This window comes from Chitinophaga sp. LS1 (assembly GCF_034274695.1).
Lineage (GTDB): Bacteria > Bacteroidota > Bacteroidia > Chitinophagales > Chitinophagaceae > Chitinophaga.
In genome coordinates, this window is the sequence record NZ_CP128362.1 from 6,751,771 (window position 1) to 6,767,566 (window position 15,796).

At 44.4% G+C, this 15,796-nt stretch carries 15 protein-coding genes; 4 read left to right on the plus strand and 11 right to left on the minus strand.

The genetic code is table 11. The features are described 5' to 3' along the window. Positions 1 to 24: 24 nt before the first annotated feature. Positions 25 to 966 carry a glycosyl hydrolase family 18 protein gene (locus tag QQL36_RS27770; RefSeq protein WP_321567496.1) on the minus strand — a complete coding sequence of 314 codons (942 nt, stop codon included), beginning with the start codon at positions 964 to 966 and terminating at the stop codon, positions 25 to 27. Positions 967 to 1,104: 138 nt separating this feature from the next. Continuing rightward, positions 1,105 to 2,010 carry a hypothetical protein gene (locus QQL36_RS27775; protein ID WP_321567497.1) on the minus strand — a complete coding sequence of 302 codons (906 nt, stop codon included), beginning with the start codon at positions 2,008 to 2,010 and terminating at the stop codon, positions 1,105 to 1,107. A gap of 204 nt (positions 2,011 to 2,214) precedes the next feature. Between QQL36_RS27775 and QQL36_RS27780 the strand changes: the two genes are divergently transcribed. Further along, positions 2,215 to 3,711 carry a S8 family peptidase gene (locus QQL36_RS27780; RefSeq protein ID WP_083724574.1) on the plus strand — a complete coding sequence of 499 codons (1,497 nt, stop codon included), beginning with the start codon at positions 2,215 to 2,217 and terminating at the stop codon, positions 3,709 to 3,711. Positions 3,712 to 3,865: 154 nt separating this feature from the next. Further along, entirely contained in the window at positions 3,866 to 5,281 is a 1,416-nt protein-coding gene (locus QQL36_RS27785; protein ID WP_083724572.1) for an alpha-L-fucosidase, read from the plus strand. Between the two features lie 66 nt (positions 5,282 to 5,347). Here QQL36_RS27785 and QQL36_RS27790 read toward each other — a convergent pair whose 3' ends face one another. Further along, complete coding sequence (locus QQL36_RS27790; RefSeq protein ID WP_321567498.1) at positions 5,348 to 5,779, minus strand: response regulator transcription factor; 432 nt, start codon at positions 5,777 to 5,779, stop codon at positions 5,348 to 5,350. 208 nt (positions 5,780 to 5,987) lie between these two features. Between QQL36_RS27790 and QQL36_RS27795 the strand changes: the two genes are divergently transcribed. Continuing rightward, positions 5,988 to 7,997 carry an OmpA family protein gene (locus tag QQL36_RS27795; RefSeq protein ID WP_321567499.1) on the plus strand — a complete coding sequence of 670 codons (2,010 nt, stop codon included), beginning with the start codon at positions 5,988 to 5,990 and terminating at the stop codon, positions 7,995 to 7,997. A 502-nt stretch (positions 7,998 to 8,499) separates the two neighbouring features. After that, positions 8,500 to 9,189 (plus strand): 2,3-diphosphoglycerate-dependent phosphoglycerate mutase, encoded by a 690-nt coding sequence (gene gpmA / locus QQL36_RS27800; protein WP_083724566.1) that lies wholly within the window; start codon positions 8,500 to 8,502, stop codon positions 9,187 to 9,189. On the opposite strand, the gene QQL36_RS27805 is transcribed toward gpmA, so the two are convergent. The 8 genes from QQL36_RS27805 to QQL36_RS27840 all read right to left on the minus strand — a co-directional run bounded on the left by QQL36_RS27805 (position 9,167) and on the right by QQL36_RS27840 (position 15,794). Then, entirely contained in the window at positions 9,167 to 9,787 is a 621-nt protein-coding gene (locus QQL36_RS27805) for a hypothetical protein (protein ID WP_083724564.1), read from the minus strand. The genes gpmA and QQL36_RS27805 overlap by 23 nt on opposite strands. A gap of 5 nt (positions 9,788 to 9,792) precedes the next feature. After that, entirely contained in the window at positions 9,793 to 10,776 is a 984-nt protein-coding gene (locus tag QQL36_RS27810) for a hypothetical protein (protein ID WP_321567500.1), read from the minus strand. Between the two features lie 28 nt (positions 10,777 to 10,804). Further along, positions 10,805 to 11,347: an HAD-IIIA family hydrolase gene (locus tag QQL36_RS27815; protein WP_321567501.1), complete on the minus strand. Its 543-nt coding sequence runs from the start codon at positions 11,345 to 11,347 to the stop codon at positions 10,805 to 10,807. Further along, a complete protein-coding gene (locus QQL36_RS27820; protein ID WP_179091176.1) occupies positions 11,344 to 12,036 on the minus strand; it encodes a nucleotidyltransferase family protein in 693 nt (230 codons plus the stop codon). Before QQL36_RS27820 ends, QQL36_RS27815 begins: the two co-directional genes overlap by 4 nt. Next, positions 12,033 to 12,611 (minus strand): D-sedoheptulose 7-phosphate isomerase, encoded by a 579-nt coding sequence (locus tag QQL36_RS27825; RefSeq protein ID WP_321567502.1) that lies wholly within the window; start codon positions 12,609 to 12,611, stop codon positions 12,033 to 12,035. The genes QQL36_RS27820 and QQL36_RS27825 overlap by 4 nt, the downstream gene beginning before the upstream one ends. Positions 12,612 to 12,622: 11 nt before the next feature. Then, positions 12,623 to 13,639 carry a dehydrogenase gene (locus QQL36_RS27830; protein WP_321567503.1) on the minus strand — a complete coding sequence of 339 codons (1,017 nt, stop codon included), beginning with the start codon at positions 13,637 to 13,639 and terminating at the stop codon, positions 12,623 to 12,625. 70 nt (positions 13,640 to 13,709) lie between these two features. Beyond that, entirely contained in the window at positions 13,710 to 14,840 is a 1,131-nt protein-coding gene (locus tag QQL36_RS27835) for a glycosyltransferase (RefSeq protein ID WP_321567504.1), read from the minus strand. Positions 14,841 to 14,846: 6 nt separating this feature from the next. Further along, positions 14,847 to 15,794 (minus strand): glycosyltransferase family 2 protein, encoded by a 948-nt coding sequence (locus QQL36_RS27840; protein WP_083724555.1) that lies wholly within the window; start codon positions 15,792 to 15,794, stop codon positions 14,847 to 14,849. Positions 15,795 to 15,796: the final 2 nt, after the last annotated feature.

Sequence of the window (15,796 nt, forward strand, 5' to 3'; positions counted from 1 at the left end):
CGATTACAAGCTCTTTTTAGAAAATTACTGCTTCAAATGCCGGATGATATGCTGCGTATAACTCACATCTTTTGTAATATTTCCATTTGCATCTGTATGATGATAACTACATCCAAACACAAACTCCATCATACCCGAACCCGGGAATGCAATCCTCAATGTATCGGCAATCTTCAACTCCTCTCCTGTAGGTGTAGCCTGGCCTGCAGTGATCGCACAACCCTGTCCAACACCTATTAATACATTTTTTACATCTCCAATTGCCGCACCGTAAGACTTTACAATACTCCGTACCTGTTTCGCTGTATTCCAGTAAGACATCGTCATTACATAATCAATATACTTGTTTGTACGTTTGATCTGCGCAATGTTATAATTGTTATAATCCACTACTGACAAGATCCTGCCTGTCTTTGAATCAGGTCCCAGATATTTACCCAAAGCAATTACGGCACTATCTATATTCTTCGTAGTCGCGCCATTATATTCCAGGTCCAGATCTACCCCATCCAGCTGCCATTTGTCCAGTGAGTCTTTTACGATCAGCGCCATTTTAGCCGCTTCTGTACCAGATAAATTGACCATATTGCCGGAGAAAGATGTACATACAATGCGGATACCCTTTTGCTGCAATGCATGTGCTTTCGTCAATACATCATTCCAATCGTTGTAACCAGATACTCCTCTGTGCTCAAATTCCCAGCTACCATCGGATGTTTTACCTATCCCAAGTGTAAATATATTCACCACATCCACGCTATCCGGAATAGCGTCCAAAGGCCCTACATCATTGCGGTCATAGCAGCAACCACCCCAGTATTCCACCATGAGCGGGCGGGCGGTCAAAGTATTAGGTGTATCGATATCCACCGGATTCGTAGTCGGCGTATGCTCCTTTTTACAATAGGCCATCAGGAAAATAAGGAAGAACAACAGTCGTGGAAAATTAACAGAATTACGTTTCATGGTACAGTACCTTTTTTGAATAAATAAAAAAGAGCTAACGCCAGCTTTATGCTGGTATTAGCTCTTATGCTTTGGAAAAAGAATTGTAACCAATGAAAACGCAACGCGCAAAATATTTATGCGAAGCGATTCAAAAAATTATTTTATAGGAATAGATTTTGTCTTTGTAACAATGTCATCTTCCGTGAGCTCACTATAATGTATAATCACATTCCCCGGTTTCTTCGGGTCTTTCTGAATCACCTTCACCCCCTGCTCCCACTGATTACAATGGGTAGAGATCACAGGCACCGCATTTATCCACTGCCCGTTTTTCAATGTAAATACATGGTAGCCACTCCAGCAGCTGGTCCACCATTGCGGGTTAATGCCAATCTCATCCTTCCCGTCATTATTAAGGTCACCCAGTATATCAACGCCTCCATTCAGACAGTTGACTAACCTGATTTCCGGAATTGCTTTATTTGAAAAACGGATATAAGAAGTACAACTATCATCCAGACAAGACATCTCCCGGGTAGTATCGATAGGCGCAGGCACCAGGTAAGCATATTCCTTTACACCGTCCCCATCCGCATCACAAAGTACGGCCCCTTTGGCCTTCCACTTTCTTTTCTCCACATTCGCATCTGTAGTAAGGTCGCTTTCGACGGTGATCTTCCACACATTGGCTATCTGATGAAATACGAGATAAGATGCATAGGTTTTAGTAGTACCATTGGTAGTAACCGCCTTGTCAAAACTACATTTCACATTGCCGTTATCCAGGGTTTCTGTTTTAACGGGGCCGGCAATCTGCTGATCTAAACCAGGGTACTTTTTAAAGATGGAAAGTTTGCCGGCAATGCAATCCTGCTTTTTCATTTTGGTGCCATAAAACAAAACTTCACTATCATAAAAAAAGGTGAGTGTTCCAATATCCTGTTTGTTGTTGGCTGTATTCCATTCAAGCACTAACGTAGCTGGATCTTTGGCCTGTTGGGCATTTGCGTAGTAATAAGACAGGCATAACAGGCAAAGGAGTAAACGAACGAAAAATTTCACTTGACTTAATTTATCCATGTAAAGTACAAATAAATTAAATAGGAAAAAATGTACTGCATTGAAATTTCAAACAATTAATGTACATTCACTTACCCTTGAAACCCGTGGCATCAGAATAACCACCAATAGCGCTATCTGTGTTTTTTGAAGACCTATACAAAAGAGACCAGGACCAAAATTCAATAATTGTTAAACCAAAACTACATGAAGAAAAATCTATTGCCATTTTCATTCCCCCTCTTGCTGTTACTGTTGCTGGCATCCTGCTCCAAAGACTCTCAGGAAGTCAAACTCGCCAAAGGGCTTGCCACCACCCCAAAACAAGACAGAGGATTTTTGATTCTTACTGAGCAAAATGTCGATCAGAACGACATCTCAACAGCACTTTCTAATCTCGGCGTAAAGCGTTTTGTATTCAAAGAATCCAATAAGGAATTGGGGCTCATTCGTGTACAAACTCCTGATCCGTCCTTTCCTGAAAAAGCAAGGAAAGTAGCTGGTGTACAATCTGTATCAATTGACCTGGTACAGAACTGGCGCCTGCCGGAGCGTAATTTCCGCTCTTCTATTCCTTACAGCACAAACGCCCCGTCTACTGTCAATGCTAAATCAAGTGCCAGTGCCCTTACAGACAGATACAGCTTTCTGCAATGGGGTCTACAGGCAGTACATGCCCCCGAAGCATGGGCCAAAGGTTACAAAGGCGCTGGTGTAAAGGTAGCCGTACTCGATGGCGGTTTCCTGCTCAACAACCCTGAAATCAAGCCTAACATTATTCTTACCCACAGTTTTGTGGAAGGTGAAGAAGTACAGTACCATGGCGAAGAAGGCTTTAGCCACGGTAGCCACGTAGCCGGTACCATCGCCGCCGTGAAAGATTCCAATGGCGTAGCCGGTGTAGCTCCGGAAGCTAAACTGATACTCGTAAAAGTATTGTCCGACGCTGGTTCAGGAGCCTTTTCCAGCTTCATCGACGGCATCTTCTATGCCACCAACCATGGTGCTAAGGTCATCAACATGAGCATTGGTGGTGAACTGCCCCTCAAGACTTTCGTAGATGACAACGGTACGCCCGACGATCCATCTGACGATTACGTAGTGGAATATGACCGCGATGTAAAAGAACTGATCACCGCTATCAACAGAGCCACCCTGTACGCTACCCTGAAGGGTACTACACTGATCGCTGCTGCTGGTAACGATGGGTACAACTACGATGTAGAAAAACGCTTTATCACCTACCCTGCAGCAGCATTAGGTGTACTGGCTATTTCCTCTACCGGGCCGCTGGGTTGGGGTATTAACCAGGATACGTCTCTCTACATCCCTTCTATCTTTACCAACTATGGTAAGAACTTTATTCACTATGCCGCTCCAGGCGGTAACTACACGCTGCCTCCAAATACCACCGTTGTGAACGTAGGAGGTATCATCAACTACGAATACATATTCGACTTTGTCTTCAATATCGGTTACTGGGATGAAGCTTCTGCCACTTATTACTATGGCTGGGCAGCTGGTACCAGTATGGCTTCGCCACATGCTGCGGCTGTAGCTGCGCTGATTTACAACAAGTATCCGTACGCCAATCCATTGCTGGTAGATCTGATCCTGAAAGCATCGTCTACTGATTATGGTACTCCGGGTAAGGATAAGTACTTCGGTGATGGTGAAGTAAACGCCGCGAAGGCAGTCCGCTAAAGACTAACCATTTACATATATACGCCCAAATGAAAACGCTTTTGCCACTGGCAGAAGCGTTTTTTTCTTTTAATATCAATATCAGGTAAAATATGCGCACTCAAACCGTGAAGATTCCGCATATTACAGCCTGAAATAAAAACAGGTCGAATACATGAAGAAAACAATCGTTGCTTGCTCCGTTTTATTTGCAGCTATGCTGTCTGTAAAACAAGCAACAGCCCAGGAAACTGATGGCTTGCACCACATGTCCAAGGAGTATGTAGCTCCTACCGATCCGCTTGTGATCCGTAAACTGGATAAATGGCAGGACCAACGCTTTGGCTTATTTATGCACTGGGGTCCCTATACCCTTTGGGAAGAAGTAGAAAGCTGGAGCATTTGCCCTGATGACTGGGTAGTGAGAAAAGGCCCTTACTCCGCTGATTACAACGTATATCGCGAAGCTTATGAGAAATTACCGAATGAATTCAACCCGGTAGATTTTAACCCGCAAAAGTGGGCAGATGCCGCTAAGAACGCCGGTATGCGCTATGTGGTATTTACCACCAAACACCACGATGGTTTCTGTATGTTCGATACCAAACAAACGGACTACAAGATCACCGCTCCGAATGTACCTTTCTCAAAGAATCCAAAAGCGAATATCGCAAAGGAGATCTTCGATACTTTCCGCAAGGACAGTTTCATGATTGGTGCTTATTTTTCCAAACCGGACTGGCATAGCCAGGATTTCTGGTGGAAATACTACCCGGTAATGGGTCGTAACACGAACTATAATATCAAAATGTACCCTGAGAAATGGGCTGCATTTAAAGAATATACTTACCGCCAGATCGAAGAACTGATGACCAACTACGGTAAGATCGACATTCTCTGGCTGGACGGCGGTTGGGTAAGACCAGGTGGCAAACAGGAAATTGACATGCCTAAGATCGCTGCCATGGGTCGTAAAAATCAGCCAGGCCTGATCGTGGTAGACAGGGAAGTACCCGGTGAATTCGAGAACTACGCAACACCTGAACAAACGCTTCCTGAAAAACCACTCCCTTACCCATGGGAAACCTGTATGTCTATGGGCGACAGCTGGACGTATACCCATACCGACCAGATGAAGTCTTCCCTGAAACTGGTGACCCTGCTGGTAAAGATCGTATCAAGAGGTGGTAACTTCCTGCTGAACATCGGCCCTAGCGCGAAAGGCGACTGGACACCACAGGCTTACGAAAGATTGGCCGACATCGGTGCCTGGATGAAGATCAACGGCGAAGGCATTCACGCTTCCCGTCCGGTAGCACCCTACTCTGATAACAATGTGTACTATACACAAGCGAAAGACAGCTCTGCTACTTACGCCTTCTTCACGTCCGACAGCGATGTGGTGAAATTGCCTGAAACAGTGGCATTCGCGATCGAAGCACCTGCTAAGATCAAACGTGTTTCCCTGCTGGGTACCAAAGCTAAACTTAGCTGGAAACTCAACAACGGCAAACTTGAAATTAAAATACCTAAGAATTTACAACAACAAAGTGGCCTGAAATACGCCGCTGCGTTCAAAGTAGAAGCTTAATAAAAGGGGGGATTCTTCAAAGAGAATTCAATCATTTTTCAAAAAAAGAGCTGGCCGCAAAGGATATTAATATACACCTTTGTGCCCGGCTCTTCTCTTTTCCCAGAGCTGGTCCAGCATCTCCTGCCGTACCGTAGCGCTCATATACTTCTCTCCGTTTAGTACTGTTTTTACTGCATACTCCATCTCTTCTTTCTTCGCACTCTTACTCAGGTAACCATCTGCTCCCGCCAGTAGATTGTCAATCGCAAATGTCCTTTCATCGGCTGCTGTATACACCATGACCTTGATCTCAGGGCATTTCGCTTTGACTGGTCCCAATACTTCGGGGTGCAAATCGGTAATTAACAGATCCACACACCGGGAATCCAATAGGGTCATGGCTGCATCGAGGGTATCGGCAGTTTCAATCCGGGTGGGCTGTGGCATCGTTGCTATGATCTGTTTGAGTCCATAACTGAATATAGATGGGTCTAAGGCTATCAAAATAGTTTTCATCAATAAAGACTATGATTACATCTAGTAAAATTATCATATTATAAATTCCACATTTGTAGTACTTATACTACAGACTTATAGAATATCTACTATGTGATGAAGATCAGTCCATTGGTACTTTTGCAATGCGATATGAGATGAAAGGTTATAGTTTAGCCTATGTGAAAACCGATCCTATGTGATCAATTTTTAACCGTTCTCCCTGTATATGGATAAAAAGATTGCGCTGTTCAGCATAATGCTGCTCTCTGCCACCCTTTCGAATGCACAATATGTTTTAAAAGAAGCGGATAAACAGGCATCCTTGTATAATTATTCTGCTGCGATTCCTTTATATAAGAAAGCATTCAGCAAAAAAGTAACTGTCAGAGCCATTCGTGGAGTTGCTGATAGTTATCAGTTACTGAATGACTATACAGCTGCTGAACCCTGGTATAATAAACTGGTCGCGCTTCCAGAACATACTGCCAACGATGAGCTGCATTATGCAAAAGTGTTGATCAATAATGCAAAATATGCTGATGCGAAAGTAGCACTTGAAGGCTACCTTGGTAAACAACCGAATGACCCGCTGGCGATCAGCATGAAACAAGGTTGTGACAGCGCCGTGAAGTGGAAAGTGAAACCGGTGAAAGGGGATTTCGAGAACCTGAAAGCCATGAATACACAGTGGTCCGATTGGGGTACTGGCTTCAGAAACGGTAGGTTTGTATTTGCATCAGATCGCCCATATGATTCTTTGCGTCATGATCGCCTGTTTAATAATTCGAACATCAGCAGAAAGAAATACGGTTTTACCGGCCGTAGTTATCTGCACCTGTACGAAAGCGATGGGTTTGACAGTAGTACGACCCGCCTGCTTTCCCGCAATGTAAATGGGGATTATCACAGTGCGAAAGCAACGTATACCGCTGATGGCAATACCATGTATTATGCGGTGACGAATCTCGTAAAAAAGAAAGGTCGTTTTGCAGAGCAGTTATATACCTTAAATGTAGAACTGAAAGCGTCTAAATGGAACAATACCAATGGTAACTGGGAAATAGACAGCTTTCCATATAATGAGATCTTTGATTATAGTGTAGGTGATCCTTTTATCAGTGCTGATGGACGAACGCTCTACTTTGTGGCTGATTTTGGTACACGTGGTTTAGGCGGTACGGATATTTACTACTGTACAAGAGGGAAAGACGGCAAGTGGGAGACGCCTTTAAACATGGGCCCATCCATCAATACAGCGGGTAGTGAGCGAACACCGTTCATGGATAGTACGGGTGTGTTTTACTTTGCAACTGATGGCAGACCGGGTGTAGGTGGATTGGATATTTTCTCTGCAAAGCAGGTAAATGGTACCTGGGTGCCTGTAAATATGGGCTATCCCGTAAACAGTGCACAGGATGATTTCGGCCCTGCTTATAACACAGGCAAGACGATGTACTTCTCATCCAACAGACCGGGTGGGTATGGTAATGATGATATTTACCGCTTTACACCATGGAAGATCCTCGTGTTTAGCCTGGAAGGTAAGGCATTTGACAAAGCGACGAAAGCACCACTCAGCAATGCTACTGTAGCACTCGCTAACAAGGCCACTGGCAATGTGTTGACGGCAGAGACAGATGATGACGGTCACTACAAATTTGTACTGGATAGTTTGTCTGATTATGGTTTGAATGCAACGAGAGTGACTTATTATCCTGCTGAAAATAGTTTTGTGACTACAAATGGATTGACCGAATCACAGGTGGTACACCAGGATGTGTGGTTGCAGAAAATAGAGATCAAACAGGTGGCGGCGCCGGAAAAGAAACCGTTGATCATTGCGAAAGCAAATGTAAAGGGGCATAAAATAGATCTGGGTACCCGTTTCAATCCTGCGAATGTATATTTTGATCTGGGTAAAGCGAATGTACGACCAGATGCGGGAAGAGAGTTGGACAAGCTGATTGCGTTGATGAAGGAGAATCCAAACTGGAAAGTGTCGATGGGTTTCCATACGGATAGCCGATCAGATGACAATTACAACATGAAATTATCACAGAAAAGAGCAGCTTCTGTATTAGCATATTTCGTATCCAAGGGCATTGCAAAAGAACGTATGACTGCAATTGGATATGGTGAAACGAGATTAATTAACCGTTGTGCAAACGGTGTGCATTGTTCGGAACAGGAACACCAGGCCAATAGAAGGACTGAATTTGAAGTGTTTGATAGATAGGCCCTGGTGTTTAGTAATAGGCGGTTCAATGAAATCATTGAACCGCTTTTTTCTTTGAAAGTGGTTCTCATTCCCCGTTGGTGAATTCCCTTTTTCATGAATGTTTTATTCTAGTTTCCCTGAATGGGTAGTATAAGCAACATTGTATTGCGTCCTCATCTGGTATTGTTTCTCTAAATCTGGCATTGTTACCTTCAAAAAAGGCATGGCCCCATCTTTGTTTACTTATAAGACAGGATAATTCTCAAACCCTGATTAATTTCTACTGCAGCAGCGCTTGCATCTGCATTTCCGGGAGTCGGTTCTTTCCTCCTGCTGGGCTGTAAAGCTACTGTTTGGTTAATTTGACTTTCCGGAAATACAGAGCAGGCGCTGCAGCTTTTAACCTTGTTCGATGATGAATTTGCCTGAGCAGCAGTTAAAGGTATTAGAAGCAGCAAAAGATAAACTTAGAGAGGTGTTCGGCCATAAAAAATAGCATCATTTTTGCGCACTTTTATGCATGCAAAAATTAGTACTCCTACGCCACGGCGAAAGCCTCTGGAACCTGGAAAACAGGTTTACCGGATGGACAGATGTCGACTTATCCCAAACCGGTATTGAACAAGCCATACATGCAGGAAAATTACTCGCTGATAGTGGATTTCATTTTGACCTCGCATTTACCTCTGTGCTCAAAAGAGCAATTAAGACACTTCATCTGGCATTAGAATCGCTCAATCAGTTGTACATTCCTGAAGAGAAATCATGGCGTTTAAATGAGCGTTTCTATGGTGCTTTGCAAGGGTTAAATAAAGCTGAAACTGTGCAGCAATATGGTGAAGAACAGGTACACAAGTGGAGAAGAGATCCACACGAACACCCGCCAAAATTAGTGCAAACAGATGCCCGTTTTCCCGGAAATGACCCAAGGTATAAAGATCTGTTACCTACTGAATTGCCCTTTACAGAAAATCTCAGTGAAACCATGGATCGGGTACTGCCCTATTGGACGAATACCATCATTCCAGCATTGAAACAGAAAAAGCAAGTGCTCATAGTGGCTCATGGCAATAGCTTAAGGGCACTGATACAGTATATCGATCACTTATCTGATGAGGAAGTGACGAATTTAGATATTCCTACAGGAACACCGTGGGTGTATGAGTTGAATGATGACCTGAGCAGGATCAGGCATTACTATCTGAAGTAGGATCATCTGCTTTTGATGCTACCCCGTTTTTAAACATGATTAATTCTAAGGACCTGAGTGGAGTCATTGTATAGCCAACTTTTTCAACCATAGATTGGTGAAGAGGCTCAAACTCAGGCAGGGAAGCTATTTCATTACTAAACCTGTTATAATCCAGATAAGATTGATAATTATGAATTGTTTGTTGATTGGCGTTCTTTCCTGTTAAATATTGGTATACCCTGCTATCCCAGATAGCATAACTGGAAGGATTGATAAAGTGTAATATTTTTGAAACTCCTACCAGTGAGTTATTAAAACAGGCGCTCAATTCTTCTAAATCTGCTTCCGATAATGATTTCCCGTCCTTCGCCCTGTTCAAAATATAGACAACTTCCTCCCATTTATCAGATTTAAAATTAAAGATTCGTGGCATCCATCCGTAGGTAAAATGAATTCCTATTACCACATCATGTTTGGTAATTTCCTGTAGATCTGCAAAATATTTCAGGAATTCAGGATAAGCGATCAGATAAGATTTGTCTGTTGTAAAGACTACTTTTTTCTCATCCTCAATCAGTTTTTCAAGTGGAATTCTTTCTTTAATTATATCGTACATAACCGTTATTTCGGCTTCTTCTTCGATGACTGCTGCTGCTTCTGCAACGTCTCTTCGTTCATCTCCTCCGTAGTTTTCGGATTCGTCAAATCCTTCTTCTTCATATCCAACGGTTGCCCCACCGGATACTTTCCTAACTGCAACGCATCATGAAACACCTTATCTATATGCACCCACTTTCCTCCTTTCCACTTAAACCCTTCATAATCCAGATCCGGCACATACGTCGAAGGTTTCCCTTTCTGATTCGTCTCAGAGATCAAATGATCATACACGATCATATCCATCTCCGCGTTATAACTCAAACTAATCGTCGCCTCCTTCTTATACTCCAATATAAACCTGTTCTTCAGCGGCTTCGGCACCGTATCCTCCGCAAAACTAAAGAATGGTCCGCCAAACACAGGCTTGCCATCCTTAAATGACAACATCTCTATCATCTTCTTCTGACTCCTCAAATTATTCGCATCCCACCCAAACAAGGTGTAATAATCCGTATTAAAGAACCTGCGTTGCAATATCTTATAATACAAGCATCCATACCAGTTCTTATTATCCGTAATGGTATCCGTATTCAATATATAATCAGACGCATCGAACAGCGGGAACAACTTCAGCTTCCCATCCTCTGTACGCATCTGTATCGCCCCATAATGATGGAAAAAAGTATTCTCCCGCTCCACTCCCCATGTAAAAATGCGGAATGTGCTATCCTGCGGATATTGAATGGAAACCGTTGTAATTGAATCAAAAGGGAAATAAAAAGAATTCGGGGTCTTCAGCGCCTGCACCAGTTTCGGGATGAAACGATCACTGGCATTCTGCCGGGAATCTTCATCCCTGCCACGTAAAATAAGGTCAGATAAGTATTTGAGGGAGTCCTGCTGCGCGTTCAACGATGCTGCGTCAGTCGCACTGATTCTTTGCCCCCGTACAGTAGCAGCCACAAACAGCAGACAGGATAACCCAATTATGCGCACTTTCATCATAGCCTTATTTACGTTATATGAAACAAATTTATTGTATGATCTTCGAAAATTCCAATAAATTGTCACACTTAAAATCGATCATCGGATCAGGAAATGCCTGTTCCGGTTTTGTAGAAGGGATAAATACCGTCTTCATTCCCAACTGCTTCCCAAATTTCATATCTCCCATGGTATTCCCTACCATCACAGATTTACTGAAATCTATTTCAGGAAATGCTGCCCTTGCCTGCATCGCCATACCTGGCTGCGGCTTACGGCAGGGACTGTCATTATTCACATCCGAACAGTGGTAAATGGCATCTATCCTCCCCCCGTGTGTACGGATTTCGGATAGCATATGCCTATGAATGTCTTCTAACCCTTCTTCTGTCAGCAATCCTCTTCCTATACAACGCTGGTTCGTCGTGATCACAATACGGCCAAAACGGGCATTTAACACAGGCATCGCCGCCAGCACACCTTCCGAAAACCGGAACATATCCCATTGCAGCACATACCCATCTTTGATCTCCTCATTCATGACCCCATCGCGGTCCAGGAACAACGTCCAGCTATTATCAATTGCTATCATGCCAGTTCTTGCTGCGCCCGCTCATAATCAGCCGGTACGCCAATGTCTATAAAATAAGAATCACTCTCAAAGCCGTACACTTTACCGCTTTGCACCTGTGCTTCCAGTACATCTTTTTCAAAGGAGAATTTCTTTGGCAGATCCAGACTTTCCAGGTACTCCCTGTTCGCCACATAAATACCGCCATTGATCAGCCCTTCTTCACAATATTCCTTTTCGAGGAAAGCAGTGATCCTTTTATTGTCATCCAGCTTTACACTGCCGTAACGATCAAATTGCTTCATCGGTTTCAGTGCCAGTGACAACGCACTCCCCTTTTCTTCGTGAAAGTTTGAATAATCAAACAGGTCTACATTAAAAAGGGTATCTCCATTCATGATGAAGAACGCGTCTTCTTCCAGTTCTTCCAGTGCATTCATGATCGCTCCACCGGTACCCAGCGGTTCTTCCTCGATCACAAAATCCACCTTCATCGTCCATTCGTTGGCCTCAATGTATTCTATCACCTGTTCTGACAGGTGTCCCAATGATAATACCACATGCGTCATCCCTTCTTTGAGCAGGTAGCGCAGCAGGTAATCTATAAAAGGAACATCGCCCACGGGGGCCATGCATTTAGGCTTATCTGCCACCACACTACGCAACCGGGTACCCAGCCCTCCTGCTAATACAATACATTCTGTAATCATGATCCGAAAAGGTTATTTTCTACAATTTCACAAATGATATGCCCAATAGTAATATGCGACTCCTGGATACGCGGCGTATCGGAAGAAGGTACGTTCAGCAGGTAGTCGGTTCCATCTTTCATTTTACCACCAGATTGCCCTGTCATGCTTACCACGATCATTCCTTTGGACTTGGCCACCTTGATGGCTTCCAGGATATTGGCAGAATTGCCTGAGGTAGAAATGCCGACAAACACATCACCTGCCTGACCAATACCACGCAGCATGCGGGCATACACTTCATTGTAACCATAGTCATTGCCGACAGCTGTCAGGAATGAGGTATTACAATGCAGTGCTTCGGAATACAGCGGTGTCCTGTCTTTATAAAAACGTCCGGAAAACTCAGCGGCCAGGTGTTGCGCATCCGCAGCACTACCGCCATTTCCCGCAAACAATACTTTATGATTTTGCTGGAAGCAACCCGTCATCACACTAGCTACCTGTGCGATGGTTCTCACTAATTCTTCGTCGTTGATAATCGCCTGTTTTACCGCGATGCTTTCCTGTATAGTCTTAATTATTTTCTCTGTCATTGTTGCTATATTTAAATAGTCCAGGTGTTCACTCCCTGATGCGTAAAATGATAACGTTTTACCTGGCCACCAAAGGCATTCAGGGCATCGACTACGGCATAACGTGTATTCCGTGGACAGTAAAATATCATAAAGCCACCGCCACCAGCACCGGAGATCTTACCTCCTGAAGCACCGGCAAGTTTGGCCGCTTCGTAAATTTCGTCTAATTGTGTGTTGGAAATACCTTTTGCCATGTTTTTCTTATGCTGAAAACCATAGTCCAGGATCTCTCCGATTTTATCGATCTCACCTCTCAGCAGGGCTTCTTTCATCATCACTGACTGCTCTTTCAGGTGGTGCATGGCTTCAATGCTGGATTCTTTCTTATCCGTTACATTCTTCTGTTGTTCAGAGATAATGCTGCTGGACAAACGGCTGGTAGAAGTATAGTACAATACCAGGTTATTCTCCAGTTCATCGAGGTATTTTTGCTTAATGCGCAGGGGATTCACGATCACCTTATCGCCGTAAAATTCCATGAAGTTCACACCACCAAAGGTCGCGGCATACTGATCCTGTTTACCACCAGCCTGTTGCAGGTCTTCTCTCTCGATGCAATAAGCCAGGTGTGCCATATCATACTCACCCAGCGGCAGTTTCAGCCACTCTGCAAATGCGCCCAGCACCGCCACCACCAGCGTGGAAGAGGTACCCAAACCGGAACCGGCCGGAGCATCTACAAAGGTCGTGAGTTTAAAACCCGATGGGATACCATAGTCTTTCGCCACACGGTTAATGACACCTTTCAGAATATCCAGTTTACCATTATAGGCAAGCGGGAATACGGCTTCGCATTCCAGTTGTTCTTTTCTGTCTGCCGACTCAAAGATGACTTTGTTTTCAGGAATCGGCTCGATGGCGGCTCTGGCGTATAAAGAGATAGTTGCGTTCAGGATAGCGCCACCAAACATATCAGAATATGGACTTACATCGGTACCACCGCCTGCCAGTCCCAGGCGTAATGGTGCTTTACTACGATAGATCATGTTTAAATAATATGGACCGGCAAGATAAATGATTCCTGTGGCCGAAATCTTAAAAAACCGTTAAAATATCTTACAAACCTGTCAGGCGGAGAATTTCTTTTGCCAGTCTGTCCCAGGAATACTTTTGCTTTTCTATGTGAACAGCCGCTGTCATATCGGCTTCCCTGTTGCCAACATAGTATTTTTCTATGGCGGCAGCGATATCTGCAGGATCAGGTTCGCATTGGAAACCCACTACATTGCCTGGCACCATTTCGACTAATCCTCCTACCCTTGTTACCACCATTGGTTTTTCGAAGTGGTAAGCGATCTGTGAAATACCGCTCTGTGTAGCGCTTTTATAAGGTTGCACTACCAGGTCGGCAGCACAGAAGTAGTTTTTAACAGCGTCGTTTGGAATAAAATCGGTGTGCATGAGTATGCGGTCACCCAATTGTAGTTTGGCGAACAACTCCTTGTAAGGGGCTGCGTCTTCGTAGTATTCACCTGCTACGATGAGGTGTACATCCAGCTTTTTCATTCTTTCGTCGGCCATGGCCTGCATGAGCAGATCGAGGCCTTTGTACTGGCGGATAAAGCCGAAAAAGAGAATGTACTTTTTGTTTTCATCCAGCCTCAATACCGCTTTGGCCGCCGGTTTGGAAATCGGCGTACCATAGTTGTCATAAATAGGATGAGGTATGAGTGATACCGGTTTATCCGGTTCAAACACCTTGAGATCGTCCAGCACGGATTGGCTCATGGCGATGAAGGCATCCACCGGTTTCAGGAAGTATTTAGTAAAAGCCACATCGCCCGGACGTTTTTCATGGGGCACCACGTTGTCGAGGATAGACAAGGCTTTGGTATTTCCTTTTTTACCTAAACGCAGCAGGGAACCCAGGGCAGGGCCCATGAGTGGTAACCAGAATTTGGCAATGATCAGGTCTGGCTTCATTTTGCGGATTTGCCTGCCCACTTTCAACCAGTTCAACGGATTGATAGAATTAATCCTTCTGGTGATATTCAGGTGAGGCGGCGCCGCTTCAGTAGCATATTGACTTTTGCCGGGGAAAATAAATTTCGGGTATTGCAGGGTAAAGGTCCAGATCTCTACATCTGCGTCCTTTTGCAGTTCTTCAGCCAGTCTTTCATTGTAGGCGGCAAGACCTCCACGATAAGGCCAGGCGGGTCCCAGGATAAGTATCTTCTTTCTTCCCATCAGCAATTATTTCGTTCGGTCTAAAGTAGTTTCAACGAGGTAGTCGTTTCGTTCCACGGCATTTCTCGTCACCAGTTCACCAATGAAACCGGCGAGGAACAGCTGAGATCCAATGATCATGGCCAGCAGTGCCAGATAGAAGATCGGGCGTTCAGTCATTTTAAAGACATCGTTGAAGATCTTTTCGTAGCCAAGATATCCTGCGATGACGAAACCGATCATAAAACACAAGGTACCCATCGCGCCAAAGAGGTGCATAGGGCGCTTGCCAAACTTCCCGATGAACATGATGGTAGCCAGGTCGAGGAAGCCGTTGATAAAGCGTTCAAGGCCAAACTTTGATACACCGTATTTACGGGCGCGGTGTTCCACCACCTTCTCTCCGATATTGCGGAAACCGTTCCATTTCGCAATAACCGGGATGTAGCGGTGCATTTCACCATATACTTCTATGCTCTTTATCACTTTTTTACGGTAGGATTTCAGGCCGCAGTTCATGTCGTGCAGCTTGACACCACTCATTCTGGTAGTGGTCCAGTTGTATAATTTAGAAGGGAGGTTTTTGGTCAGGGCGCTATCATAGCGTTTCTTTTTCCAGCCGCTCACGATGTCGAAGCCGCCTTCTTTGATCATGCTATACAGCTCTGGTATTTCGTCAGGACTATCCTGCAGATCGGCGTCCATGGTGATGATGACATCGCCTTTGGCCATCTTGAAGCCTTCGTTGAGGGCGGCAGATTTGCCATAGTTGCGCTGGAACTTGATACCTTTGATATTGGCATTGGCAGCGGCCAGGGTCTGAATCACCTCCCAGGAATTGTCAGTACTACCATCATCTACCATCCACACTTCATAGGAAAACTGGTTCTCCTTCATGACACGGTCTATCCATGCTGCCAGTTCCGGCAGTGATTCATCTTCGTTTTTTAAGGGAACAATTACGGAAATATCCATCT